Origin of the sequence: Vibrio japonicus (assembly GCF_024582835.1) — a bacterium.
Lineage (GTDB): Bacteria > Pseudomonadota > Gammaproteobacteria > Enterobacterales > Vibrionaceae > Vibrio > Vibrio japonicus.
Map to the genome: position 1 here is coordinate 1,047,799 of NZ_CP102097.1, position 24,475 is coordinate 1,072,273.

25 protein-coding genes and 3 pseudogenes are annotated in these 24,475 nt (G+C 41.1%); 23 read left to right on the forward strand and 5 right to left on the reverse strand.

Features of this window, described 5'->3' with window-relative positions; genetic code table 11:
• The 4 genes and pseudogenes from NP165_RS18035 to NP165_RS18050 all read left to right on the forward strand — a co-directional run.
• Positions 1-324 (forward strand): annotated as a pseudogene (locus NP165_RS18035) (GNAT family N-acetyltransferase); the annotation flags it as partial.
• A 1,736-nt stretch (positions 325-2,060) separates the two neighbouring features.
• A complete protein-coding gene (locus tag NP165_RS18040; protein WP_257085880.1) occupies positions 2,061-2,519 on the forward strand; it encodes a GNAT family N-acetyltransferase in 459 nt (152 codons plus the stop codon).
• A gap of 159 nt (positions 2,520-2,678) precedes the next feature.
• Complete coding sequence (locus tag NP165_RS18045) at positions 2,679-3,083, forward strand: DUF1801 domain-containing protein (RefSeq protein ID WP_257085873.1); 405 nt, start codon at positions 2,679-2,681, stop codon at positions 3,081-3,083.
• 149 nt (positions 3,084-3,232) lie between these two features.
• Positions 3,233-3,874 (forward strand): hypothetical protein, encoded by a 642-nt coding sequence (locus NP165_RS18050; RefSeq protein WP_257085881.1) that lies wholly within the window; start codon positions 3,233-3,235, stop codon positions 3,872-3,874.
• Positions 3,875-4,011: 137 nt separating this feature from the next.
• Here the strand turns inward: NP165_RS18050 and NP165_RS18055 are convergent, their stop codons facing one another.
• Together NP165_RS18055 and NP165_RS18060 are read right to left on the reverse strand one after the other, a co-directional pair.
• Positions 4,012-4,290, reverse strand: a complete 279-nt coding sequence (locus NP165_RS18055) for a type II toxin-antitoxin system RelE/ParE family toxin (RefSeq protein ID WP_257085882.1) — start codon at positions 4,288-4,290, stop codon at positions 4,012-4,014.
• On the reverse strand, positions 4,287-4,571 hold the full coding sequence (locus NP165_RS18060; RefSeq protein WP_005483196.1) for a type II toxin-antitoxin system TacA family antitoxin: 285 nt from the start codon (positions 4,569-4,571) through the stop codon (positions 4,287-4,289). Before NP165_RS18060 ends, NP165_RS18055 begins: the two co-directional genes overlap by 4 nt.
• 194 nt (positions 4,572-4,765) lie before the next feature.
• On the opposite strand from NP165_RS18060, the gene NP165_RS18065 reads away from it, so the two are divergent.
• From NP165_RS18065 to NP165_RS18085, 4 genes are all read left to right on the forward strand, one after another.
• Positions 4,766-5,443, forward strand: a complete 678-nt coding sequence (locus tag NP165_RS18065; protein ID WP_257085883.1) for an HNH endonuclease — start codon at positions 4,766-4,768, stop codon at positions 5,441-5,443.
• A 616-nt stretch (positions 5,444-6,059) separates the two neighbouring features.
• Complete coding sequence (locus NP165_RS18070; RefSeq protein ID WP_069540583.1) at positions 6,060-7,040, forward strand: hypothetical protein; 981 nt, start codon at positions 6,060-6,062, stop codon at positions 7,038-7,040.
• A 661-nt stretch (positions 7,041-7,701) separates the two neighbouring features.
• Entirely contained in the window at positions 7,702-8,136 is a 435-nt protein-coding gene (locus NP165_RS18080) for a GNAT family N-acetyltransferase (RefSeq protein WP_257085884.1), read from the forward strand.
• Positions 8,137-8,275: 139 nt separating this feature from the next.
• On the forward strand, positions 8,276-9,037 hold the full coding sequence (locus NP165_RS18085; protein WP_050907847.1) for a hypothetical protein: 762 nt from the start codon (positions 8,276-8,278) through the stop codon (positions 9,035-9,037).
• Positions 9,038-9,220: 183 nt separating this feature from the next.
• Here NP165_RS18085 and NP165_RS18090 read toward each other — a convergent pair whose 3' ends face one another.
• Positions 9,221-9,460, reverse strand: a complete 240-nt coding sequence (locus NP165_RS18090) for an RNA recognition motif domain-containing protein (RefSeq protein WP_031778212.1) — start codon at positions 9,458-9,460, stop codon at positions 9,221-9,223.
• A gap of 246 nt (positions 9,461-9,706) precedes the next feature.
• Here NP165_RS18090 and NP165_RS18095 point away from each other — a divergent pair, with 246 nt between their 5' ends.
• Entirely contained in the window at positions 9,707-9,991 is a 285-nt protein-coding gene (locus NP165_RS18095) for a hypothetical protein (protein ID WP_257085885.1), read from the forward strand.
• Between the two features lie 142 nt (positions 9,992-10,133).
• Here the strand turns inward: NP165_RS18095 and NP165_RS18100 are convergent, their stop codons facing one another.
• Positions 10,134-10,526, reverse strand: a complete 393-nt coding sequence (locus tag NP165_RS18100; protein WP_257085886.1) for a hypothetical protein — start codon at positions 10,524-10,526, stop codon at positions 10,134-10,136.
• Positions 10,527-10,716: 190 nt separating this feature from the next.
• On the opposite strand from NP165_RS18100, the gene NP165_RS18105 reads away from it, so the two are divergent.
• Positions 10,717-11,583, forward strand: a complete 867-nt coding sequence (locus NP165_RS18105) for an FRG domain-containing protein (RefSeq protein ID WP_257085887.1) — start codon at positions 10,717-10,719, stop codon at positions 11,581-11,583.
• A 1,295-nt stretch (positions 11,584-12,878) separates the two neighbouring features.
• On the forward strand, positions 12,879-13,364 hold the full coding sequence (locus NP165_RS18110; protein WP_257085888.1) for a lecithin retinol acyltransferase family protein: 486 nt from the start codon (positions 12,879-12,881) through the stop codon (positions 13,362-13,364).
• A 757-nt stretch (positions 13,365-14,121) separates the two neighbouring features.
• Here the strand turns inward: NP165_RS18110 and NP165_RS18120 are convergent.
• Positions 14,122-14,514 carry a hypothetical protein gene (locus tag NP165_RS18120; protein WP_140278164.1) on the reverse strand — a complete coding sequence of 131 codons (393 nt, stop codon included), beginning with the start codon at positions 14,512-14,514 and terminating at the stop codon, positions 14,122-14,124.
• Between the two features lie 702 nt (positions 14,515-15,216).
• On the opposite strand from NP165_RS18120, the pseudogene NP165_RS18125 reads away from it, so the two are divergent.
• From NP165_RS18125 to NP165_RS18180, 12 genes and pseudogenes are all read left to right on the forward strand, one after another.
• Positions 15,217-15,712 (forward strand): annotated as a pseudogene (locus NP165_RS18125) (GNAT family N-acetyltransferase).
• Between the two features lie 136 nt (positions 15,713-15,848).
• The gene (locus tag NP165_RS18130; protein WP_257085889.1) at positions 15,849-16,634 is read left to right on the forward strand and encodes a hypothetical protein; all 786 of its coding nucleotides are present in this window, start codon (positions 15,849-15,851) and stop codon (positions 16,632-16,634) included.
• 679 nt (positions 16,635-17,313) lie between these two features.
• Complete coding sequence (locus NP165_RS18135) at positions 17,314-18,021, forward strand: phospholipase D family protein (protein ID WP_140309016.1); 708 nt, start codon at positions 17,314-17,316, stop codon at positions 18,019-18,021.
• Positions 18,022-18,163: 142 nt separating this feature from the next.
• A complete protein-coding gene (locus NP165_RS18140) occupies positions 18,164-18,514 on the forward strand; it encodes a hypothetical protein (protein WP_257085890.1) in 351 nt (116 codons plus the stop codon).
• 149 nt (positions 18,515-18,663) lie between these two features.
• A complete protein-coding gene (locus NP165_RS18145; protein WP_257085891.1) occupies positions 18,664-19,221 on the forward strand; it encodes a hypothetical protein in 558 nt (185 codons plus the stop codon).
• A 247-nt stretch (positions 19,222-19,468) separates the two neighbouring features.
• Entirely contained in the window at positions 19,469-19,762 is a 294-nt protein-coding gene (locus NP165_RS18150; protein ID WP_257085892.1) for a hypothetical protein, read from the forward strand.
• A 665-nt stretch (positions 19,763-20,427) separates the two neighbouring features.
• Positions 20,428-20,781: a hypothetical protein gene (locus tag NP165_RS18155; protein ID WP_257085893.1), complete on the forward strand. Its 354-nt coding sequence runs from the start codon at positions 20,428-20,430 to the stop codon at positions 20,779-20,781.
• A 160-nt stretch (positions 20,782-20,941) separates the two neighbouring features.
• Positions 20,942-21,277: a hypothetical protein gene (locus NP165_RS18160; RefSeq protein WP_023585733.1), complete on the forward strand. Its 336-nt coding sequence runs from the start codon at positions 20,942-20,944 to the stop codon at positions 21,275-21,277.
• A 173-nt stretch (positions 21,278-21,450) separates the two neighbouring features.
• Positions 21,451-21,885: a GNAT family N-acetyltransferase gene (locus NP165_RS18165; RefSeq protein WP_257085894.1), complete on the forward strand. Its 435-nt coding sequence runs from the start codon at positions 21,451-21,453 to the stop codon at positions 21,883-21,885.
• A 268-nt stretch (positions 21,886-22,153) separates the two neighbouring features.
• On the forward strand, positions 22,154-23,107 hold the full coding sequence (locus tag NP165_RS18170) for an IS1595 family transposase (RefSeq protein ID WP_257085860.1): 954 nt from the start codon (positions 22,154-22,156) through the stop codon (positions 23,105-23,107).
• A 4-nt stretch (positions 23,108-23,111) separates the two neighbouring features.
• A pseudogene (locus NP165_RS18175) lies at positions 23,112-23,429 on the forward strand (GNAT family N-acetyltransferase); the annotation flags it as partial.
• 136 nt (positions 23,430-23,565) lie between these two features.
• The gene (locus NP165_RS18180) at positions 23,566-24,339 is read left to right on the forward strand and encodes an aminoglycoside phosphotransferase family protein (protein ID WP_257085895.1); all 774 of its coding nucleotides are present in this window, start codon (positions 23,566-23,568) and stop codon (positions 24,337-24,339) included.
• Positions 24,340-24,475 lie beyond the last annotated feature (136 nt).

Below are 24,475 nucleotides of genomic sequence, written 5' to 3' on the forward strand. Positions count from 1 at the left end.
AGGTTAAAAAATGATTATGAGCCGCTTTGGTTTCACTGGGTTTACCTCAATAACACGCAAGTTGGCATGCTATGCTTCAAGCCTTACGACAATGCACTTCATGTACATTTACTCATTGTGTTTCCTGAATTTCAAAATCAGAAACTGGGTGAAAGGGTCATGAGCATGATTCACGAAATGGCGCGTGAGCAAGGGCGTAGCTACGTAACCTTATCAAGTTTTACTAGAAACGAGCCTGCGGTAAGGTTTTACAAATCCCTTGGCTATCAGGTGACTGAAAGCGATGAAAACTTCCTTTCTTTGTCGCTTCAAGTTGCCTCATAACAAACAATTCAAGAGCGATTCGCAACGCATGGCATTTTTAGTTCAAATCAACTTTAGTGTTTACGGTGCAATCGGTTAAGTTAAGTGGTGGCGTTGCTCACGCCTTAATTGGGCGTTAGGCGGCGGGCAGGAAAGTTCTTTGTTCTCATCTTCTTAGTTCTCTTTGAGTATTCGTTTTTCTAAGTCGGCAATTTGGTATTGTCGGCTAAAATTCTTGAATCTCTTTGGCCGTAAAACATGCCAAGGTTCGCGGGTTGCCTCATTGGTTTTAACAGTCGCTTGGGTGTGAGTTTAACTGGTTCAAAGTGTGGAAAGGGCAAGTTAATCGATGCTTTCGTTTCTGCTATTAGCTCGTAGCTGTTACTTTCTCTGGTTCAAAAACTACTTAGTCGCTGCAAATTCGCATTTCGTGGTCGTTGGAATTGTGGCTGAAACATAGTGAGTTTTGTGGTTCTTGAATTACAAAAAGTCAGTAGGTGTTTGGTTGCTTATTTGGTTTCGGGTAAACTGCTTTCAAAACAACTTAAACACTGGTGGAAAACTTCGCCTAACAAGGCGTTTAAGGCGGATTCACAACGCTTGGCGATTTCAGTTCAAGTTGAATTTAGTGTTTAAGGTACAATGGTTTAAGTTTGGTGGTTGGCGTTGTTCACCACTTAACGCGGCGTTAGGCGACGGGCAGGAAAGTTCTTTGTTCTCATCTTCTTAGTTCTCTTTGAGCACTCGTTTTTCTAAGTCGGCAATTCAACATTGTTGGCTTGAATTCTTGAACCTTTCCAGCCGTAAAACATGCCAATGTTCGTGGGTTGCCTCATTGGTTTTCAGCGTTGGTTGGTGGTGAATCTCACTGGCTCAAAGTGTGGAAAGGGCAAGTTAATCGAGGCTTTCGTTCTCGCTTTAAGTTTGCAGCTTTACGTCTCGCTTCCTCAAAAGCAACTTGATCGCTGAAAGTCTGTATTTCGTGGTTGTTGAAATTCCGGCTGAAACATAGTGGCTTTTATGGTTCTTGAATCACAATAAGTCCGTAGGTGTTTGGTTGCTTATTTGGTTTCGGGTAATCCGCTTTTAAACAACTTAAACACTGGTGGAAAACTTCGCCTAACAAAGCGTTTAAGGTGGATTCACAACGCTTGGCGATTTCAGTTCAATTTAACTTAAGTGTTTAAGGTACAATGGTTTAGGTTGGGTGGTAGCGTTGTTCACCACTTAACGCGGCGTTAGTTGCCAACGAGGAAAAATGTACCCACAGCAGAATGTTTAGGGCTAATGTCCATTTTTTTTGGCTAGGTTTAGCAATTCGGTTTTGAGTCATTTGGGTTTGTAAAAATCGCGCTTTGGTTTCTTTGGCTGTTAACTTTTCTGTTTCAGACGCTGATTAGCTTGTTGAAAGTCTGCTCTGCTGCATTGTCGTTCCAAAAGGTTTGTTTGGTGTTCAAAGTCCGTTTTCTACGGCGCTGTTTGTTCCAAGTGGTTTCAGTGACAGGCGCTTTGAAACTGCGCCTGATTTGAGTTTTACAAAATACGTAAAGGTCGTGTTGGCAAAGTGCTCATAAACTTCAAATTAAAGCCTTGAAGCTGGCAACTAACAAACTGTTCAAGAGGGATTCCCAACGCTTGGCGGTTTAATGCTAAATTTGGTAAAAGTGTTTACGGTGTAAATTTTAGGTTGGGTGGCTAGCGTTGCTCACCCCTTAACAGGGCGTTATATGCCTTAGTCAATTTAGGAAATCGCAAGGATGCATTTGAGAGAAGCAAAAGTTCATGAGCTTGACGCAATTTACACTATCGGCTTTGATGCGTGGAGCGACGGGCTTGCCTATGAAAAATATTTATCTGCTTGTCGTAGCAGTAAAAAGTATCAAGCTGGAACTTGGTATGTGCTAATAGAAAATGAGCAAATTCTATCGTCTCTCATTGTCTATCAGGATTTATTTGGCCTTAAAGATGGTTGCTTTGGTATAGGTTCTCTTGCTACACCTGAAAGCTTTCGTGGCAAAGGTTATGCTTCCGATTTGATTAACCTTGTGAAAGCAGACTTGTTTGCAAATCAGAACTGTACAGCCATTTTTTTACATAGTGATATTGGGCACCAGTTTTATAGCAGGCTTGGTTTCATCACTATTGAGGGGGCCAATTGCATGTATGCCCCAAGTGACTCTTTTAGTTTTGACGGTTCGATACCAAGTTACTTTTAGGTTTGAGTTCAGGCATATAACAAAGCGTTTAAGAGGGACTCCTAACGCTTGGCGGCTTTAGCTCAAAGTTCAGCTTAAGTGTTTATGGCACAATATTTAAGTTTAGGTGGTATCGCGTTATCGCCCCTTAACGCGGCGTTATGTGAATAGGAGGTTCCAGTGAACAAGGTAGTCAAAGAACGCTTCGATGAATACCCGGAAAATGCTCGTATTAGGCTAGAGGAGCTACGAAATCTAGTCTTTCAAATCGCATCTGATTTGGAGCTGGGTGAAGTCGATGAAACTCTAAAGTGGGGTGAACCTAGCTATAGTGTAAAAACAGGCAGCCCGCTAAGAATGGACTGGAAGCTAAAATCTCCTAATAATTATTACCTGTTCTTTAATTGCCAAACTAAGTTAGTCGATACATTTCGAGAATTGTATGGTGAAGAACTGGTGTTTCAGGGAAACAGAGCAATCGTTCTGTCCATATCGCAAGTGTTGCCAGAAACAGCAATCAAGTCCTGTTTAGAGTTAGCTTTAACCTATCAGCAGCGTAAACATTTACCTCTTTTGGGAGTGTGAAAAATTCACATAACAAAGCGTTCAAGAGGGATTCCCAACGCTCGGCATTTTGGGTTTGATTCAGCTTTAGTGATTACGGCACAATGGTTTAGGTTGGGTGGTCTGCGTTGTTCACCCCTTAACGCGGCGTTATATTTTTTAGGTGAGTTATGGACAAAATAATATCAACTGCTTTTGAAGAGATGTGCGGTACTTATGAGCGGATGCTATGCTCATTTTATCCAGCGAGAGATTCCACAGGATTTACAGAGCAAAATCAGGTTCACAATTTTGTGAACGCGTTAAAAACTGCATTAGATGATGAAGATTCAGTACATTGGTTAGAGTTTCCGTGGGTTTCTAAGAGTGAGCATATTGATGGGATGGTATTTTCTCCGAAGTACAAGTCAATATTTTACATTGAAGCAAAGCGCCTTTCTAAATCGATTCAAAAGTCACTAGTGGTGGATGATATTGAAAGGGTTATTAGTAATGATCGGTCTTTTATCAATAGCAATGAGCTTTACGCTGAGAACGAATACATAATTGCTTTGTCTGATGTCTGGCTTGAAGATAAATGGAAAACGGCAATTCCCCATTGGTGGTTAGGGAGTGAAGATCTACCTGTTCAGTTCCAGTCTTGGGAGCATAAGCATAAAAGAAAGCTAGCTACGTCTAAAAGTACGCTCCAAAAGGAACTACAAAAAAGAAACATAGATTGGGCAAACTCAAAATCCCTTGTTTACTTGGTTGGTGATAAAGTAAATAAGGTGAAGAACTACTGTCTATTATTAGCAAGCAAAAAAATATAACAAAGCATTTAAGAGTGATTCTCAACGCTTGGCATTTTTCATTCCATCGTTGGGTTTCGTGTTTAAGGCGCAGTGGTTTAGTTTTGTGGTTGCGTTGCTCACACCTTAATGCGGCGTTAGTTCCCCAGAGCGAGTAATCAATCTGTAGGGAATTTTTGTTTCTGGTGGAGCACACGCATAACTCGGATGATATCGCCCTCGACCCAGTAAGACACAATCATCGAAATATCAGGAATAATGAGCAATCGTCCGCGGATGCCATCTCGTTGTACACCCATTAAAGGTTGTTCAAGCAAGTTTTCTACTTTTTCTTCAATGAGGTTGTCAGTTTTTTCTGCCGCATCAGGGTTAAAGTCATAGAGAAACTCGAAGATCTTTTCACGATCATTAAGTGACTCTTCTTCCCATAAAATCATTGCTTACCTCGATTACGGATTCTTGCTTTGCGCTCTTCCATTCGAGACTTAGCAGTTTGGTGCTCAAGGAAAACGGATTTTCCTGAGTCAAACTTCTCAAATGCTAGGTTTACTTGTTCAGTTAGCCATGCATCGTGAGATAATGTTTTTCTTTGTTGCTCAGCGAGTTGCTCAGTAAGTTCACGGCAAGCATCACTTAGAGTTCGACCTTGGCTTTCAGCCATTTGTTGAGCTAGGCGTTTTGTTTCTTCATCAACACGAAATTGAATTCTAGTGTCCATGATTTATTCCTTTGTTGGTGTGTGTACAAATGTTAGCACTAGGCTTTGAGATGGGCAACTAACAAACAATTTAAGAGTGATTCGGCACGCGTGGCATTTTTACTATGCGTTGGTTTAAGTGATTAAGGTGGTATGCGGGAGCGTCGTATTGCGTGCCTCACACCTTAATTGGGCGTTAGGCAAATGAGAGTACAATGGAAAATTTTCGAATATTTGATGAGTCCGACTTAGAAGAGTGGGTAACCAATAACCCTGAAGGGTTAATTGTGAACTCAAACCCAAGTGGGTTTAGCTCTAAATATATTGTCTTGCATCGCTCTAGCTGTGAGTCTTTTTCAAAAACAGGTCGCTCACAAATTACTTACTCTAAGTACTGTTTTGAAAATGCCCATATTCTATACCTTGAACTCCAAACGTTAGGTATAGATCTTAAGGGTGTGCGCATGGGCTGCACGACATGCCATGTAAATCGATTTATACCAGTACAAGATAAGAAAGATTTAGATTTAAAAGTCAATCAGCTGCTGAAAACTGGGCTTCAATCTAAGCCGAAGGGAAACGATAAGCCTCAAGAATCAAACTCTACAATTACTGCTTATTTACGAGATCCTCAGGTTGTAGCATGGGTTAAAAATCGAGCTAAAGGTAGTTGTGAGTTGTGTATGAAAAATGCGCCTTTTCTCAACAAAGATGGTTTCCCATACCTAGAGGTTCACCATGTAAAGCCTCTATCTGAGGGCGGAAAAGATGTTGTGAAAAACTGTGTTGCTCTTTGTCCTAACTGCCACAGAGAGGCTCACTATTCGCAGGAAAGTAGTACTATTGCACAAAGGCTTGCTCGTATTGGCGCTAAATTAGACAAATTTGCCTAACAAAGCATTTAAGAGTGATTCCCAACGCTTGGCATTTTCAGTTCAAGGTTAGGTTTTGTGTTTACGGTGCAATGGTTTAGGTTTAGTGGTAGCGTTGCTCACACCTTAATGCGGCGTTATACGCAGAGTGAGTTTTTGCTGATTATTCCTTGTGCCAAAGTCCCCTTTTCTTGTGGTTCATCACTTTGTATTTCCTTGTGTTTTCGTTAAATCATCAGGTAATGTCCCCGAAGCCTTCTCGCTCAAATTCGACGCGATAGTGTTTGTTGAAACTCAGCCCTATCAAGTAATCTGCCCAAAAGCTTACGTGCTTGCTGAAGTTCTGTTTTCTTTGGTGTTGTGTGTTTCAAGTGCGCTTCAATCAAAAATCGCTGAATGTCTTAGTCTCACAAAAGTGCATCAATACACATAAAAATTCGTGCTTACAAAGTGGAGCTTGGCTTAAAATCGTAGCTTCAGCGTTGGGCGTATAACAAAGCATTTAAGCGCGATTCACAACGCGTGGCATTTTTGGTTTGCGTAGAATTTTGTGTTTAAGGCGCAATGCGGTAGCCGTTGTGTATTGCGTTGTTCACGCCTTAATGCGGCGTTATGCCTATGAGGATATTGAAAAAGTATGGCAAATGAAGAAATGCTCAAATATGTAGAAGAAGAAAAACGTAAGAATCGTGAGTACTCTTTAGCATACGAGGAATTGAACGAAAGACAGCATTCGTTACAGCAACAAATTGCTAAACAACAAGCACTACTAAACGAGCAAGAGAAAGAACTTAATCTTAACCGTAACCGGTTAAAGACAGAGCAAATGAGACATGAGAAAGAACTCATGATGGAAAGTCGTGAGCGAGAGCAGTTCTATGAAGAACGTGAGAAAGAGCTCATGTCTAGGCGACAGCAAGTAGAGGCTCAGTTAAACGAGCAAAAAGCCGACCTAAATGCATTCATGGACCAGAAGCAGAGGGAGATTGCAGAAAAAGAAAAGCAGCTAGAAGCTGCTTACGTTGAGTTGGCACAAGAAAGAGAGAGATATACAGAGGAAAGTAGAAGGAAAATTGAAAGTAAATCTCAAGACTATGTGAACACTGCCTTGACAGGACTTGAATCGAAAGAAAATAGCTTTCATTGGCTAGCAAAAATGTGGTCTTGTATTGGAGCTGTATCTATAGTTCTCGGTGTGTTGTTTATGATTGCATCGACATTTTATGGATCTGATAACTTCCATAATATTCAAGGCTTTAGTTGGACATATTTCCTATATATTACATTCAGAGGACTTATTGTAGTCGCAATGTTTATTGCATTGGCGCGATATGCTTTTGTTTTTAGCAATTCATACATGCATGAATCATTGAAAAATTCCGAGCGACGACATGCCATTAATTTTGGAAAGTTTTACTTAGAAGCATATGGTGCGAATGCTAGCTGGGATCAGGTAAAGGAAGCCTTCCAACACTGGAATATAAGTAGTGATAGTGCATTTACAAAACGAAATACTTCAGATTTTGATCCTAAAGTTATGGAAAATGTAGTGGAACTGAGCAAGGCGTTATCAAAAGATGCTAATAACAATAAAACTGAGTCCGTCAATCAACAATAGGCATAACAAACAATTTAAGAGTGATTCAGCACGCTTGGCATTTTTGGTTTGGGTTGAGTTTAGTGATTACGCTGGTTAAATTAAGTGTTGTGGTCGCGTGCTTCACACCTTAATTGGGCGTTAACTTACTGCATATAAAACAAAGCCTTAAAGTTAGCTTGAAATCTGGTCTTTAGATTATTCAACATACTTGTTTAAGTCGCTTGTGAACGTCTCAAAAATTGCCAAAGCTATTCTGGGTTCTGGGTTCTGGGTTCTGGGTTCTGGGTTCTGGGTTCTGGGTTCTGGGTTCTGGGTTTTTAGTTGGCGCTATTGGCAATGGTGAACGGCGAAAATAGCAATTCCAATCCAAGCATCGGTGGGTGAATTTCCGTGAGACTCTCAGGATGGCATTAATGGTTCAAATTCAAGCCAGTTCAAAGTTCGGCGTGGTTCCAAGGAAAGTTTCACTTTTCAGTTGTAGAATCACTTAGTAAACAGGCTAAAGTATTGAAAGTAATAAGTTAACAAGGCGTTCAAGAGGGACAGTCAACGCGTGGCGAATTTGGTTCAAATCTTGGCATTTGTGTTTACGGTGGTAAATTGAAGTTTGGTGGTAGCGCGCTGCTGCCCCTTAACGCGGCGTTATGAGCTTTCAACGATAAAGAGTCTGGAGAGTATTTTGTTTGTAACTCGTCAAGCTGAATTAGATGACTATGAATTCCTATTTGAGCTTAAGAAGGCAGCTGAGTATGAGCCAATTAATGCGGTTTTCGGTTGGGACGAATGTGTTCAACGGGATATCCATCGACAAGAGTGGGAAGATGGTAAGCCTAAAATTATTGAAATAAATGGTGAATCTATCGGTAGTTACTTGGTTCAAGAACATTCCGATTACTTATATTTTGGACGCTTTTTCTTACTGCCGCAGTTTCAAGGGAAAGGCTTAGGCAGCAAAATTTTAAAAGGTGTTGTTGAACTAGCGCATGAAAAGTCCTTGCCTATCAAGCTTTGTTATTTACAAGGCAATCGGGTAGGTCAGTTGTATTCAAGGTTTGGTTTTCAAGTAGTATGTCAAGACAAGCAGTTCGTGCATATGATTAAACCACGCTCATAACAAAGCGTTCAAGAGGGACAGTCAACGCGTGGCGAGTTTGGCTCAAGTCTTGGTATTTGGGTTTACGGTGGTAAATTGAAGTTTGGTGGTAGTGCGTTGCTGCCCCTTAACGCGGCGTTATAACGCTTAAGGAGAAACAGTGGAAATTGTTAAGGCATATAAGGAGAAAGTTTCTTCTCTTACCAACGAAGAAGCTGCTTATCTAATTGGTTTCATTTCATTTTTAGCTATGCCATTGATTAACTATTTTGCTCCATTTCCAAGCTATTGGGTCTTCCTTGGTTTTGTTTTGTCGGGAGCAATAATATGGCTCAATGGGATAGCTAAGCAGGCTAGTTCATTGCTTTTTGTAAAAGCCTTTTGGGGTGTAGTCATTATTGCAGGCACTGCACTCAATTTAGGGCTAGCATCGACAAATGTAAATTCAATCCTCGAAGTTCCTAGCAGTCCTTTTGCTTATACTATTACCGTTGCGTCCGTACTGCTTATCCCAATCACACTCTCAATTATCGGGTTATTTTTGGCATTACCACTAGTGCCAATAGCAATGTTTAGTTCAGTATCACAATTAGATGACTTTGCTCCTAAAAAACTTTTAACTCTGAGCTTTCTTAAAAATTTTGGGCGGAAGTCTCCAGTTTTGCTCTTTGGACGTATAGTTGCTTGTATATGCTTATTGTCAACTTGCATTGCGTTCAACAAAGACACTTCATGGTACTTGGATGTTGTTGATGAAAAGATTAAATGGTTTGCATATCACCTCGAAACAGAGGAGTTTAGTTACTGTAAGCTTGGTGAAAATGAAAGAGTTGCTTATTTACCGAATGGAAAAGTAGTTATCGCAAGTAAGTCATTAGATTCATACAATTTTCGTGTTAGTTTGTGCGAATCAGCGTTATAACAAAGCATTTAAGAGTGATTCCCAACGCATGGCATTTTTCATTCCATCGTTGAGTTCAGTGTTTACGGTGGTATGGTCGGGTTTCGTGGTAGCGTTGCTCACACCTTAATGCGGCGTTAGGTACAATGCGAAAAGTTTGAAATCGAGCCAGCAATATCTAAGGCTTACTGGCTCTTATTGTTATTAGTTTTGAGCTAATTTAACTCTGATTTTGCTCTTAGCTACCGTTGAAAGGTGTAATTTTTCAATGGCTGTTTTTGCTTCGTTTTCGTCAGGCATTTCAACAAACGCGAAGCCTTTTGATTGACCAGTTTCTTGGTCTAAAACGAGATTGCACTCAGTTACGGTGCCGAAAGTGGAAAATAGAACACGAATTTCATGTTCCGATGTTGTACGCTCTAAATTGCGAACTAAAAGTTTCATAGTGGTTGCCTAATATAAAATGCGAGCTAAGTGTGGCAGGTAACGGTAAACAAACCAAGTTATTGATCACTTACCTTGAAAAATTGTACCTAACAAAGCGTTTAAGGCAGATTCGCAACGCGCGGCATTTTTGGTTTTAATCAGCTCAAGTGTTTATAGCACAATAGGTTAGGTTCAGTGGTAGCGTTGCTCACTACTTAACGCGGCGTTATATGTACCTCAGGGAATTTGATACCGAGTAGAAATATGGAAAAATCAATTACTTTAAATCTTACTTTCGAATTAATCCATCAGAATGCCGAGAGAATAATGGAAATTTATTCTGGATTGGATGGATGGTTATCGGATTCCCAATATCCTGCCTGGTATGGGCAATACGGAGACGAGAACTATATTGTTGTTTCTAGTGAGCCTAGTGGTCTTGTTGTAACTGGCAATGTTGGCAATCAACTTTGGTTAGGCTGGGTTACCGTTTTATGTTCTAAATTGACTTTGGCTGTAGGTCAGCCAATCCATGATGCAGAGATGTAAAGTACATATAACAAAGCATTCAAGAGGGACAGTCAACGCGTGGCGAGTTTGGTCTAAATCTTGGTATTTGTGTTTACGGTGGTAAATTTAAGTTTGGTGGCGGCGCGTTGCTGCCCCTTAATGCGGCGTTATGTCGCTTCCATTACTTATAGTTTTCAGGTAATAGAGCGTGACCATCTTTTTCAGCTAGATAGACGAGTGCATCAATCACTCGGACTGGCGTTAAAAGGTTCTCTTCATTACAGCTATCTAATTCAAATGAAAGGTAAATACGGTCGAATTTAACTTTAAGAAATAAGTTGCCCTGAGGAGCTCTGTCTTGGGTTAAAGCGAAGACGCCGACCCCGATAAAGTGAGAACTGTTCAGGTTGTTAGTAGCGTAGATATCGCACTTTAACTTGTGGGCAAGCGTTAAAAAATCGAGAAGTAGGTTAACTTGCTCGTCTGAAACGTTATCTAGTGCTTTTATATGCGGTTCTTTACAGAAACGTTCTAAATAGCTAATCATTTCGTCGATATCGTTGTTAAATAGCATCGTTGGTCGCTCGTGTTGTAAGGCCGGCGATTGTACTTTAGAACAGCAACATAACAAAGCGTTCAAGAGGGACAGTCAACGCGTGGCGAGTTTGGCTCAAGTTTTGGCATCGGTGTTTACGGTGGTAAATTGAAGTTTGGTGGTAGCGCGTTGCTGCCCCTTAACGCGGCGTTATAACGCAGGAAGAATTATGAAATATCCAGCATTTGAAGAACTTAACTACGAGACAGCAAACGAGTTATGGGACGCTTTGAGCCCAACTAAGTCTTTCTTCAAAGAACCTTATAATATTATATATCGTGGTCAAGCTGATTCAGCTTGGAGCTTAATTCCATCGCTGTTAAGAAACAAAGAGTCGAACCCGCTTTTGGAGTTTATGGGGCAGCCAAGAAAAGCAGACGAGCTTGTGTTCACAGAGGTTCGTTTACTCGAAGAGTTTGCAAGCTACTGTGATAATGTTGGTATTCGTATCCCAAATGACTCTATGAAGTTCCGTAAAGAGACATTGAGCTCTCAAGTTCAGGATAAATACTACATTAGACCTGAGTTATGGCCGAATCCAGAGCTCATTGAATTAATGGCTCTCGCGCAGCACCATGGTGTTCCAACAAGGTTACTGGATTGGACTAAACAGCCATATGTGGCTGCATATTTTGCGGTTTCTAGCGCTATGGCTAATTATAAAAACTGGAAGTCCAATACTAAGCTTGCAATATGGGTATTTAACACTGAGTTAGTTAACTTATACAAGAACGTAAATATTGTTCAGGTGCCAGGTAGTACTTCTCATCATGTGTCAGCTCAATCCGGCTTATTTACTGTCCACCCTCATTCCGGTTATCGAAACGAAGAATTTGAAATTACGGGTCTCGAATATGAATTTTCAACATTACCGAATTCACCGCTATTAAAGCTAACACTTTCCGTTGATGAGGCACTGAACTTGTACCGCCTATGCTTAAAAGCTGGTATTAATGGTGCTACGATTTACCCTAGTGCAGATGGGGCAGGAAAAGCAGTGCAAGACTCAATAAACTCATGGGCAATTGGTGGGTAGCGTTATAACAAAGCATTTAAGAGTGATTCGCAACGCTTGGCAGTTTCGCTTCGCTCAAGTATAGCCAAGCGTCGCTCACACCTTAATGCGGCGTTAGCTTACAACTGTAAAATTAGGGTCTTATAGCTAGTGTGAGGCTGGGAACATCATCGAAAGTTAGTGCTTTGACTACACATTCTCTTGTTCTAGATATATCAATGAACAAGCTTTTCTTGGCTCTTGGCTCTTGGCTCTTGGCTCTTGGCTCTTGGCTCTTGGCTTCTAGTGTCTAAGCTTAAAAAGTTGGTGCTTCATTTCAATCACGCCTTGGTTAGAGCCATGTGCAAGGTTTTGTACGTGAAAACAGCAATTCAAATGTCAGCTTTTGTGTGTGAAGTTCCGTGAGTCTCCACGCTCGTCGGCTTTGGCTTAGTTCAAGCTAATTCAAAGTTCAAACCTGCAAATTCGGCTCAGTTGTATGTCTCAAGTTCATACTTCGTGGCGTAGTAGGATCAGTTTTTTGGTATACAATGGCTTGCATGAATTAAGCTAACAAGGCGTTCAAGAGGGACAGTCAACGCGTGGCGAGTTTGGCGTAAGTCTTAGTATTTGTGTTTACGGTGGTAAATTGAAGTTTGGCGGTAGCGCGTTGCTGCCCCTTAACGCGGCGTTAGCTGAAAACGAGGATAGAGCATTATGATTTGCGTGAAATGTAATGCACACATCAAGGAAGGTAGGTTTCTAAAGCATTTTAATATCAAATGCTTAAACTGCGGTGCGAGTTATATACACACAAGAACGTTATTGAACAAGAAGTCGGTTATTATCTGGTACTTGGCAATTTTTTTATCTAGTATTTCATACCCCTTTGCAAGGGTGTTTCTGGTCGAGCTTTTTCCGTCAGTTTTTGAAATTGTGCTATCAATGATCTATTTTGGGGTGATTCTAATACCTTTAGATCGTTTTAGGCCAAAGTACAAAATTGATTATGTTCTGGTTGAAAACTAATAGGCAGAACTTGTGAAGTATGCTTTGGGGTGCAGCTTTATGGAACAATCCATTGCAGTTAGTGGCTAAAAGCTGCGTAACTTTGCCATGGCACAATTCAGCTAACAAAGCATTTAAGAGGGATTCACAACGCTTGGCGGTTTTGGTTTGAGTTGGCTTTAGTGTTTACGGCACAATGTTTTAGTTTAGGTGGTGGCGTTGTTCACCCTTTAACGCGGCGTTAGCCCTAAAGCGTCAAATCTAACCTTGAATATCTAGTGATATGTCCTCATATTCATACAAACAATCATGAATGAAAGGAATCAGAAATGTACGAGCTAGGACAAGTATTGAAAATCCAATATACAGGTTTTAAACATTACGGAATTTATGTTGGCAACAATACTGTTATCCATAATTCCAAAAAATATCTTCGCGTCGAAGAGATAGACTTGCACGCTTTTGCTGATAACAGAACCATACAGAAAAGCTCAATTAAGGCAGAAAACCCAGCTTTAGCGGTGCAAACAGCACGAAAATACTTAGGTATTCCTTACAGCCTGTTTTCTGAAAATTGTGAGCATTTTGTTCGAACTGCATGTGGTCTAGTAAAAGAGAGTACGCAAGTTCAGAAATACTTAATTTCTGCTATTGGCGTAGGTGCGTTGCTCACGTCTGATAATACTGTGATAAAAGCAGCTGGAGGTGCAGCTGCGTTAGCCTCTATGCTCACCCCGACAGAGCAAAGCCCGGTCAAAAATGTGGCTGTAGCTGCTTGTTTAGCTGCTGGTATTGCGTTCTTGGCGTCAAAATAGGGCTAACAAAGCATTTAAGAGTGATTCCCAACGCTTGGCATTTTTCATTCCATCGTTGGGTTTTGTGTTTACGGTGGTATGGTTAAGTTACGTGATAGCGTTGCTCACACCTTAATGCGGCGTTAGTCGCCAGAAAAAGCTAGCAGTCAAAATCACGTTTCTAAGCTTAAAATTTGGCTGATGATCGTTTGATACGCAGGTGCGTCGGCGATGTTCAAAACTCAGTTTCAACTGTTTCAAGTCCAAAGTTTTGTCACTATCCTAGCGGTTGTTTTGTTCTTTGGTGCTGACAGAGCAGGGCAATAGATAGTTTGTTTTTGGCTGCAACTCTGCTCGGTGAACTTGCTGGCTCAAAAGCAGATCTACTCGCTGAAAAGACGTTTTCTCTGGTGTTGTAAGTTCCACGTGGTTTCAGTGACTTTGTTGAAAGTCCGCACTGCCAGATTAGTTCTTCCAAAAGCGCTTTTGGGTGTTGTCAGTCCGTTTTCTACGGCGTTGGTTGTTCCAAGTGGTTGCATTGAGTAGCCGCGGTGAAACTACGCCTGACTTAAGTGCATCAAAGCACATAAAGTTAGTTGTTCGTAAAGTTTAGTTCGGCTTAAAATTGTCGCTCAGTGCCTCGCGACTAACAAACTGTTTAAGAGTGATTCGCAACGCGTGGCATTTTTACTATGCGTTGGTTTTAGTGTTTAAGGTGGTATGCGGCGGCTTCGGTATTGCGTTGCTCACACCTTAACAGGGCGTTATGTTGCTTCCACTACTTATAGTTTTCAGGCAATAGAGTGTGGCCATCTTTTTCAGCGAGATAGACGAGTGCATCAATCACTCGGACGGGCGTTAAAAGGTTCTCTTCATTGCAGCTATCTAATTCAAATGAAAGGTAAATACGGTCGAATTCAACTTTAAGAAATAAGTTGCCCTGGGGAGCTCTGTCTTGGGTTAAAGCGAAGACACCAACCCCGACAAAGTGAGAACTGTTCAGGTTGCTAGTAGCGTAGATATCACACTTTAATTTGTGGGCGAGCGTTAAAAAATCGAGAAGTAAGTTAATTTGCTCGTCTGAAACGTTATCTAGTGCTTTTATATGCGGTTCTTTACAGAAACGTTCTAAATAGCTAATCATTTCGTCGATATCGTTGTTAAATAGCATCGTTGGTCGCTCATGTTGTAAGGCCGGCGATTGTACTTTAGAACAGCAACATAACAAAGCGTTCAAGAGGGACAGTCAACGCGTGGCGAGTTTGGTTTAAATCTTGGCATCTGTGTTTACGGCGGTAAATTGAAGTTTGGTGGTAGCGCGTTGCTGCCCCTTAACGCGGCGTTAGCTTACTCTCTAAAAATCAGAATCTTATAGCAAGTGTCTAGCTCCGAACTAAACCGAAATATCGTGCTCTGGCAATGTTTTGTCTAGTACTCGTCTTGCTCCTATCTAAGCTATATCGGTTATCGGTTTGATATTAAGGCGGTGCAAATTCAAGCATCGCCTCGCTAGGTGTAAGTGACAAAGTCGTCGTGTGAAATCAAGCAATTCAAATGTCAGCTTTTGTGTGTGAAGTTCCGTGAGTCTCCACGCTCGGCGGTTTTGGTTTAGTTCAAGGTAATTCAAAGCTCAAACCTGTAAATTCGGCTCAGTTGTCTGTCTTAAGCTCCTACTTCATAGTGTAGTAGGTCAGTTTTTTGATATACAATGGCTTGCATTAAATAAGCTAACAAGGCGTTCAAGAGGGACAGTCAACGCGTGGCGAGTTTGGCTCAAATCTTGGAATAGGTGTTTACGGCGGCAAATTGAAGTTTAGTGGCAGTGCGTTGCTGCCCCTTAACGCGGCGTTATGTGCTTTTGAGGAAAATTGACATGGAAGTAGTAGAAGCGAGTCCAGATTTAGCTCCAATATTAGCGAGTTACGCGAAAGAATGTTTGGAGTCGGGTATCCCTTAAGTATTTCGGCGTTGATCAAGATCCTGAAGCTTATTTATCAGGTTTGGCTGAACGTTCTAAGGCAACTTCTGAATTACCAAACGGTTATTTACCCAGCACAACTTATTATTGCGTATCTGGCTCTGAAATCTTAGGTGCTATTCGAATTCGTAAAGGTACTAATGCCAACGTAGAAAATGTCATTGGGCATGTTGGCTACGAAACTAGACCGCCAGCTCGTGGTAAAGGTGTAGCCTCATTTCTCCTCGCTTGGGTGCGAGACCATGTTGTCACTGACTCAGTTATTGTTACTTGTTCAATTGACAATCCTGCATCCCAAAAGGTTATCGAAAACTGCGGCGGTGAGTATCTTGGTAACTACACAAGTGAAAACGAGGGCACTGTAAGGCGCTACCGTTTAGCACGCACATAACAAAGCGTTCAAGAGGGATTCTCAACGCTTGGCAGTTTTGGCTCAAAGTTTAGCTTTTGTGATTATGGCACAATGGTTTAGGTAAGGTGGTGGCGTTGTTCACCCCTTAACGCGGCGTTAGGGCTCAGGAGTAAATATGGACAATTTAGGTAACTTCCCACCTCATTTTTGGAAGCAACTAGAGTGGATTGAAAAGGTAACTAATCCAGTTATTAACATAATTCCTCCTGCTTTAAGCCGGCAGCTTGAGCTGATAGATAAGCTGTTTCCTCCGGGCCTTTGTGATTTATTAAATGATATTGAGAATCAGCAAGATCAACTTAAAGAGGCTATCATCGCGTTAGCTAATAATGGTTGGTTTGTAGGTTTGTCTTTGCCTCTACGAATTCAAAAGCAAGTGCTTAAGAAAATTTCAGAATATCCTGAGCAAGTCGATAGCATTTTGTGTGACTATTATGAATCAAACCTCGAAAGCATGGAGCAGACTCTAATTACTGGACAACCAGACCGGAGTTCCGTCATAAGAGATATTTTCGCAGGGCATAAAGCTAAACTTTATTCATTAACAGTCCCTACAGCATTTGCTCAAGTAGACGGTATCTGTGTTTCAAGCGAGTTTCAGGGGCATTTATTCATGCGCCCCCGTGGTAGCGAGTTATCTCAGTTTGGCAAAAACATAATTGAAGCCGATCTATGCGACTACCAAAAGTTACTGTTTAGTCCATTTATGATGAGCTTACCTATAGCATTCAACATGAAAGAACGTGAGAGTTCAGAAGTTAACAAATTAAACAGACATACTGTAATTCATGGTGAGTCAACAGATTACGGGAATAGGGTAAACTCATTAAAGTCGATAGTTTTACTGTGTTACGTGAGTGAAGCCCTAACAAAGCATTTAAGAGTGATTCCCAACGCTTAGCATTTTTTATTCCATTGTTTGGTTTTGTGTTTACGGTGGTATGGTTAGGTTTTCGTGGTAGCGTTGCTCACACCTTAATGCGGCGTTAGGCGCAGTAAGAAATTCTTGGTTCAAATCTCTAATTTCTCTTTAGCTATTTGTTACAGTATTTCGGCAATTTGGCCTTATCTACCCAAGTTCTTGAATCACTTAACCGGTAAAACATGCCAAGTTTCGCGGGCTGCCTCATTCGGTTTCTGGTCGGTTTGTTGTTAGTTTTTAGGGCTCAAATCGCTTCAATTTCATTTGTCTTCGAAATGCGTTTATCGGCTGAAACGTCGCTCTGAGAGGTTGTCTTTCCAAATCCCATTTTTATGTGCTGAAAAGCCAATTTCTTTGATGTTTTGGTTGCAGTGGGTTTCAGAGGCTTAGCCGCTTTAGCATTTGGGGGTTAATCAAATTCAGCGGGTTACGTGTATTTCTTTTTCCCAGAAGGTGGTTTTCTAAATCTAATTTAAACTATTTGCGTGAAGCGCCTAACAAAGCATTTAAGAGTGACTCACAACGCTTGGCGATCTCAGTTTAAACTTGGCTTTAGTGTTTAAGGTGCAATGGTTAAGGTTAGGTGTTTAGCGTTGTTCGCACCTTAATGCGGCGTTAGTTTTTATATATTTCGGTGGCCAATAACAAGGAGTTTTAAATGGCGAAGTTTTTGAATACAAGTGCGACAAACTATTACTTAGAGGAGCTTATAAAGAGTGCTTCTGAGCGTTTAGTATTAATCAGCCCATTCTTAAAACTAAATGATCGTATAAAAGAGTTATTAGAAGACAAAAATAGGTTAAAAATCGATGTAAGAATCGTCTATGGGAAAAGTGAACTACAACCAGAAGAAATTAACTGGCTAAAGGAACTCACTTATATTCGAACTAGTTTCTGCAAAAACTTGCACGCAAAGTGCTACCTAAATGAAGAATCTTGCATAATCACAAGTTTGAATTTGTACGAATTTAGTCAAATCAATAACAATGAGATGAGTGTGACCTTTTCACGTGTTGATGATCCTGAACTTTACAAAGATGCGTATGATGAAGCTCAAAGAATTATTAGGATTAGCGATGAAATTCGTATTTCTTTGGAAAAAATATCGCAAGGTGAGGCCTCTGATTTAAACGTAGGCACTGGTGCAAATGATACGAATCAGGAAAAGTTAACATCCTCTAAGTTGGCAAAAAAATTAGGCTTAAAAACAAACGACTTACTAAGTAAGCTAGCGGATTCTGGGTACCTTGAAGTGTCAGATGGTAAGCATAAGCTAACAGAAGCAGGTAAAGCCCAAGGTGGTGAATTTAAGTACAGCAAACGTTTTGGTGCTTATTTTTTATGGCCAGAAGAACTAAATATATAAACTAACAAAGCGTTCAAGAGGGACAGTCAACGCTTGGCGACTTTGGTTTAAATCTTGGCATTGGTGTTTACGGTGGTAAATTAAAGTTTGGTGTTAGCGCGTTGCTGCCCCTTAACGCGGCGTTATGCTCTAGGAGGAAATTTTGCTCGATCTACTGAAGAAAGTAGTTCTAATTAACCTTACTGCGGCGTTGATCGTAGTAGTCCTATCACAATTTGTTTCTTTCTTTGCTACGACAAAACTCGTCGATTTTCTTTTCTTTGTAGTTATCGTCATTTGGTTTTTGGCGAAGCTTATGTGGGAAGGTGGAGTTCATAGCAAAACAACACGTCTTGATGACCCTCGTACAGATAAAGTGTACAAAATGGTAGAAGGACATGATTTTGATAAAGAGCAACAAGAACACTACCGAATGAACTATCAAATGGGTTTAGTGTTCTTCATTGCAGGTTTACCTGCTTTTATCACTTGTTTGGTTCTTCAATTTCTTTGAGCACGAGCATAACAAAGCGTTCAAGAGGGACAGTCAACGCGTGGCGACTTTGGCTCAAATATTGGCATCAGTGTTTACGGCGGTAAATTGGAGTTTTGCGGTAGCGCGCTGCTGCCCCTTAACGCGGCGTTATACAAACGGAGAAAGTTGTGAGTCAGGAAGAATTAAATATTGAACATTTACCACTTCAAAATGAGTTAGTTAAGTCCGCCTGTATATCATTTTCCTCTGAGGACAATGTATTAGCAGCGGTTCTGTTGGGTTCACTTGCTGCTGGCAAAGGCGATCGAATATCTGATGCTGACATTCTCATTTTTACCCAAAATGGGTTCCACAAAATCGCGGACTCGTGCTTCTCCAATTTCGAAGCTAGTAAAGAAATCTTCTACTGCCTTGAAGGTTTTCATAATGAAAATGCGTTCTTTAAAAAGTATATTTTCAACGATTTGACCAGCGCGGAGATTCACTGTTTAGACGTAAATGAGCCTTTCAATATATCTAAACCGTTTAAAGTTCTATTCGATAAATCTGGTATCGTAGTGTCGCGTCTAACCGATGAGCCGGCTCCAAAGCACGAGGACTTTCCAGCTTATACGAATGGCGACAAAGGTTTAATATGGGAGCTGTTCGACTGTATAAAATGGTTAAGCCGTGACAATAATGAATTGGCTAAAGCTCACCTTAAAAAGCTATCTGACAAGCTGTAACTGTTTGTATAACAAGGCGTTCAAGAGGGACAGTCAACGCGTGGCGAATTTGGCTCAAATCTTGGTAATTGTGTTTACGGTGGTAAATTGAAGTTTGTTGGTATCGCGTTGCTGCCCCTTAACGCGGCGTTAGCATTAAGGCGAAATATAGTAATTGTCTCTGTATGAATATGTTTAAATCTTTCGTACGATGTTTTGTTAAGGGTCTGGTAGAATATGAGGTTTGTTTAATAATCAAGGTGCTCTAATGAAAAAGTTCATATTCTTCTTACTCCTATCCTCTTCGTTCAATTCTTTTGCTTCTACTAAAGAGTTCCCAACTCATGATTTACCTAATTTTATTTTTGATTGGGCGAAATATGCAGGTGAAAGGAAAGCTTGTTATGAGGGTTGGTTGTCTCCTTCCGTAGGTAAAGACTTTAAAAAAGCTTTTGATGAAGGTTGGTCTTCCATTGAAACAGAAGAGCAAGCTATCGACTTCCTGAATGTTGTAGAGTACTACAGTGAGGTAAGTGACTCTAGTAAGGCTTGTTTGCAATAAGTATCCGAAAATTTAATGCTAACAAGGCGTTCAAGAGGGACAGTCAACGCGTGGCGAGTTTGGCTCAAGTCTTGGCATCGGTGTTTACGGTGGTAAATTGAAGTTTGGTGGTAGCGCGTTGCTGCCCCTTAACGCGGCGTTAGTTGTCAACGAGGAAAAATGTAGTCAAAGCAGAAAGTTTAGGGCTAATGTCCGTGTGTTTTTGGCTAGGTTTTCGTATTTCAATTTCTAGTTATCTGGATTTGTGAAAATCGTGCTTTGGTTCCTTGTACGGTTTGAGTTTTCTGTTTCAGACGCTGATTAGCTTGTTGAAAGTCTGCTCTACTGCATTGTCGTTCAAAAAGGTTTGTTTGGTGTTCAAAGTCCGTTTTCTACGGCGTTGTAAATTCCAAGTGGTTTCAGTGACAGGCGCTTTGAAACTGCGCCTGATTTGAGTTTTCCAAAATACGCAAAAACAGTGTTGGCAAAGCGGTAATAAACCTCAATTCAAAGCCTTGGGTCTGGCAACTAACAAACTGTTCAAGAGGGATTCCCAACGCTTGGCGGTTTGATGCTAAATTTGGTAAAAGTGTTTACGGTGTAAATGCTTGAGTAAGGTGGTTAGCGTTGCTCACCCCTTAACAGGGCGTTAGAACACTTCGCGTTTTCTACTATAGGGAATAATTATGAAAAATCTTGTTTTAGTAATCATTACATTATTGTCAGTGGGCAATGTTTACGCAAAAGAAATCAGCAACAAAGAAGAGCTATCTGCACTTAAGAATGAAGTGCGAATGCTTAGGAAAGAAATACAAAAGTTAGAGCTTATGATTGTTAAGCTATCCCATTCGATAGACGATAACGCTTTACCTGGCAATCAACGAAATAGTTGGGGCTGCTACCTAGATGATATTAAAGCCGGTGGAGTTTATGGAACTGGGTTAACAGAAGCAGAGGCTAAAGGAAAAGCGTTAGAGAAATGTAATGCAAAAGGTGGTGTCTGTTTTACCAGTAGTTTGAGCTGCACTCAAAGTAAATAATCTATATAAACCGGTCGTTCTAACAAGGCGTTTAAGAGGGACAGTCAACGCTTGGCGAGTTTGGCTCAAACTTTTGCGTCTGTGTTTTCGGCGGTAAATCTAAGCTTGGTGGTTGCGCGTTGCTGCCCCTTAACGCGGCGTTATGGCTTAGGAGATAAAAATGGCATTTGTATTAGCAAATACAGCAACTAAAAATCAGGCGCTCTATGCATTTGAACCAAGTCTTTCATTAGAAAGTGTCGAGTTTAAGACTGTTCGTCTTGAACATGTACATTATGATCATGATGGTAATATATTGGTTGACTCGGATACCCTAAAGGAGTTTGAAGCTTTAGGCATTCCGGTATTCGAAAGGAAGTCATCTGCTAAACAGTTTTTGGTGGGTTTAAATTTGGTAGGTAAGGCAAAGTATGTTGGTGTGCGTTACAAGCGTGCTTTTGAGCATCAATATACAGATCTTGGCTTATTCTCAAGTTGGACGGAACTAAATCGCTAAACGTGAGCTTCGCCATAACAAAGCGTTTAAGACGGATTCCCAACGCTCGGCATTTTTGCTTCTACTTCAAATTTAGTGTTTACGGTACAATGCTTTAAGTGCAGTGGTAGCGTTGCTCACCACTTAACGCGGCGTTATAAGCTTTCAAGATACTGTTGAATTTGGAGATAAAAGTGTTTGAAGTTCGTGAAGCCATAGATGAAGACTACGAGTTCCTATTTGAGCTAAAGAAGGTTGCCGAATACGAACCAGTAAAAGCCGTTTTTGGTTGGGATGAAAACGTACAAAAAGAAATTCATCGCAATGAGTGGAATGAAGCGAAGCCAACCATAATAGAAATTGAAGGGGCACCTGTTGGTAGTTACCTAGTTCAGGTCCATCCCGAGCACTTATATTTTGGTCGCTTTTTCTTATTGCCAGCCTGCCAAGGTAAAGGTATTGGTAGCCAAGTTTTGAAAACTGTAATTCAACTTGCTAACGAAAAATCACTGTCAATTCAGCTCTGTTATTTGCAAGGTAATCGAGTAGGGCAACTATATAAAAGGTTTGGCTTTGAGGTAACAAAGCAAGATGAACAGTTCGTGCATATGCTCAAGCCACGCTTATAACAAAGCGTTTAAGACGGATTCACAACGCTTGGCATTTTCGGTCTAATTCAGCTTAAGTGTTTACGGTACAATGGTTTAGGTGGGGTGGTCGCGTTGTTCACCACTTAACGCGGCGTTATGTAACATGCCTCCAGTTAAATATTTAATCGTTGTTTTTCTTTAAATTTATGAGTGGTTTTCATTAAGGTGTCTAAATTAATCCTGATTACCACTAACTTTCAGTTACGTGGAGCGTCTATAATTAGAGTATCTGGATGGAGGATTGAGCATGGCAAAGAATCTCATTCAATTTCAAAAAGGTCTCTCAGTACATGAATTTATGCGCCTGTATGGTACGGAAGAACAATGTTATCAGCGGCTGTTTAACATACGGTGGCCAAATGGATATATTTGTCCTAACTGCCACTCTACGCACCATTGCCAACTCCAATCCCGCGCACTCTATCAATGTCACTCCTGCCATCAGCAGACGTCTATCACTTCCGGAACCCTGCTGTCGAATACAAAGCTTCCTTTAACGGTCTGGTTTCTCGCCATTTACTTACTCACTCAAGCCAAAAACGGCGTGTCGGCGCTCGAACTCTCGCGGCACCTTGGGATTTCTTATAACGCGTCTTGGAGGCTTAAGCACAAACTGATGCAAGCCATGAAGGAAAATGATGATAAACAGCCGCTTGACTATATTATTCAGCTCGATGATGCGTATTGGGGCGGCAGAACAAAGGGACAGAAGCGAGGAAGAGGCTCACCAAAGAAAACACCGTTGGTCGCCGCGGTCGCCTTAAATGAAGATTACCATCCCGTTTATATGCGAATGAGTGTGGTGAAGCGCTTAGAGAAAGCGGAAATCACGAAGTGGGCCCGTAAGCATGTTGCGCCTAAAACCCTAGCGATATCAGACGGTTTGTCCTGTTTTGACGGGCTTGTGAAAGCCGATATTTATCATGAGGTTGAAACGAAAAGTACCGCCGAAGATTTAGAGGAGTTGCAAGACAAGTACTTTCATTGGGTAGATACCATGCTCAGTAACGTGAAGAACTCGCTACACGGGACTTATCATGCGCTGAGGAAGAAGCATTTACCCAGGTACTTGGCCGAATTTTGTTTTAGGTTTAATCATCGATACCGCTTAGAGAAAATGGTGAGTGCTTTGCTCAGAGCGGCTGTTGAGGCTCCTCCGATGCCAGACAGGTTGCTTAGACTAGCTGAAAGTCGGTGGTAATCAGGAAAATGATTATGAGCCGCTTTGGTTTCACTGGGTTTACCTCAATAACACGCAAGTTGGCATGCTATGCTTCAAGCCTTACGACAATGCACTTCATGTACATTTACTCATTGTGTTTCCTGAATTTCAAAATCAGAAACTGGGTGAAAGGGTCATGAGCATGATTCACGAAATGGCGCGTGAGCAAGGGCGTAGCTACGTAACCTTATCAAGTTTTACTAGAAACGAGCCTGCGGTAAGGTTTTACAAATCCCTTGGCTATCAGGTGACTGAAAGCGATGAAAACTTCCTTTCTTTGTCGCTTCAAGTTGCCTCATAACAAACAATTCAAGAGCGATTCGCAACGCATGGCATTTTTAGTTCAAATCAACTTTAGTGTTTACGGTGCAATCGGTTAAGTTAAGTGGTGGCGTTGCTCACGCCTTAATTGGGCGTTAGTTGAACAGGGAGGTATCGTGGAAGAATTATCAGGCGGAAGAGAGTCTGCAATATATCGAGATGGTGAAGTCGTCTATCGACCTCTTCAGTCATGGAGTTCTACAATTCATCTTATTTTGAAGCATCTTGAGCGAGCAAAGGTAGATGAAATCCCAAAGTTTCTAGGTGTTAAGCAAAACCAAGAGATCTTAAGTTTTGTCGCAGGTAATACCTACAATTATCCGTTAGTTGGCGCAATCGCAACAAATGATGCACTCATGTCTGCGGGTAAATTATTACGTAAAATACATGACTCAACAGTTTCACTCTTGGAGCAAATTGATGTTAATGCACACCGATGGATGTTAGAGCCGAGAGAACCATTCGAGGTTATCTGTCATGGTGACTTTACCCCATACAATGTTGCTCTATTAGAAAATACAGTTGTTGGTGTGTTTGACTTCGACACGGCGCACCCAGCACCAAGAATATGGGATTTAGCATATTCGGTTTATTGTTGGTCTCCTTTCAAAACTGACAGCAATGATAAGCTAGGCACAACTTCAGAGCAGGTGGCTAGAGCCAAGTTGTTCTGTGATAGTTACGGTGCAACTTATTTAGAAAGAGAGCAATTAGCTGATGCTATGGTTCAGCGATTACAGGCTTTAGTATCCTTCATGCGTAGTGAAGCTGAAAATGGCAATGAATCCTTTACTGAAAATATAGAGCAAGGTCATCTTCAAGCCTATCTAGATGACATAGAATATATCACTGAAAATAAACAAAAAATTCAGTGCGCATTGTGCAGCTAACAAAGCGTTTAAGGCAGATTCGCAACGCGTGGCATTTTGGGTTTTAATCAGCTTTCGTGTTTACGGCACAATGGTTTAGCTTTGTGGCAGCGTTGCTCACTATTTAACGCGGCGTTAGTTGCCAACGAGGAAAAAC

Excerpts from the sequence above, each read along its gene's own strand:
- NP165_RS18065 (WP_257085883.1), top strand. The coding sequence starts at position 4,766 with ATGGAAAATTTTCGAATATTTGATGAGTCCGACTTAGAAGAGTGGGTA.
- NP165_RS18055 (WP_257085882.1), bottom strand. The coding sequence starts at position 4,290 with ATGATTTTATGGGAAGAAGAGTCACTTAATGATCGTGAAAAGATCTTC.
- NP165_RS18155 (WP_257085893.1), top strand. The coding sequence starts at position 20,428 with ATGAAAAATCTTGTTTTAGTAATCATTACATTATTGTCAGTGGGCAAT.
- NP165_RS18160 (WP_023585733.1), top strand. The coding sequence starts at position 20,942 with ATGGCATTTGTATTAGCAAATACAGCAACTAAAAATCAGGCGCTCTAT.
- NP165_RS18090 (WP_031778212.1), bottom strand. The coding sequence starts at position 9,460 with ATGAAACTTTTAGTTCGCAATTTAGAGCGTACAACATCGGAACATGAA.
- NP165_RS18060 (WP_005483196.1), bottom strand. The coding sequence starts at position 4,571 with ATGGACACTAGAATTCAATTTCGTGTTGATGAAGAAACAAAACGCCTA.
- NP165_RS18050 (WP_257085881.1), top strand. The coding sequence starts at position 3,233 with ATGGACAAAATAATATCAACTGCTTTTGAAGAGATGTGCGGTACTTAT.
- NP165_RS18040 (WP_257085880.1), top strand. The coding sequence starts at position 2,061 with ATGCATTTGAGAGAAGCAAAAGTTCATGAGCTTGACGCAATTTACACT.
- NP165_RS18095 (WP_257085885.1), top strand. The coding sequence starts at position 9,707 with ATGGAAAAATCAATTACTTTAAATCTTACTTTCGAATTAATCCATCAG.
- NP165_RS18070 (WP_069540583.1), top strand. The coding sequence starts at position 6,060 with ATGGCAAATGAAGAAATGCTCAAATATGTAGAAGAAGAAAAACGTAAG.
- NP165_RS18110 (WP_257085888.1), top strand. The coding sequence starts at position 12,879 with ATGTACGAGCTAGGACAAGTATTGAAAATCCAATATACAGGTTTTAAA.
- NP165_RS18135 (WP_140309016.1), top strand. The coding sequence starts at position 17,314 with ATGGCGAAGTTTTTGAATACAAGTGCGACAAACTATTACTTAGAGGAG.
- NP165_RS18105 (WP_257085887.1), top strand. The coding sequence starts at position 10,717 with ATGAAATATCCAGCATTTGAAGAACTTAACTACGAGACAGCAAACGAG.
- NP165_RS18150 (WP_257085892.1), top strand. The coding sequence starts at position 19,469 with ATGAAAAAGTTCATATTCTTCTTACTCCTATCCTCTTCGTTCAATTCT.
- NP165_RS18120 (WP_140278164.1), bottom strand. The coding sequence starts at position 14,514 with ATGCTATTTAACAACGATATCGACGAAATGATTAGCTATTTAGAACGT.
- NP165_RS18130 (WP_257085889.1), top strand. The coding sequence starts at position 15,849 with ATGGACAATTTAGGTAACTTCCCACCTCATTTTTGGAAGCAACTAGAG.
- NP165_RS18100 (WP_257085886.1), bottom strand. The coding sequence starts at position 10,526 with ATGCTATTTAACAACGATATCGACGAAATGATTAGCTATTTAGAACGT.
- NP165_RS18170 (WP_257085860.1), top strand. The coding sequence starts at position 22,154 with ATGGCAAAGAATCTCATTCAATTTCAAAAAGGTCTCTCAGTACATGAA.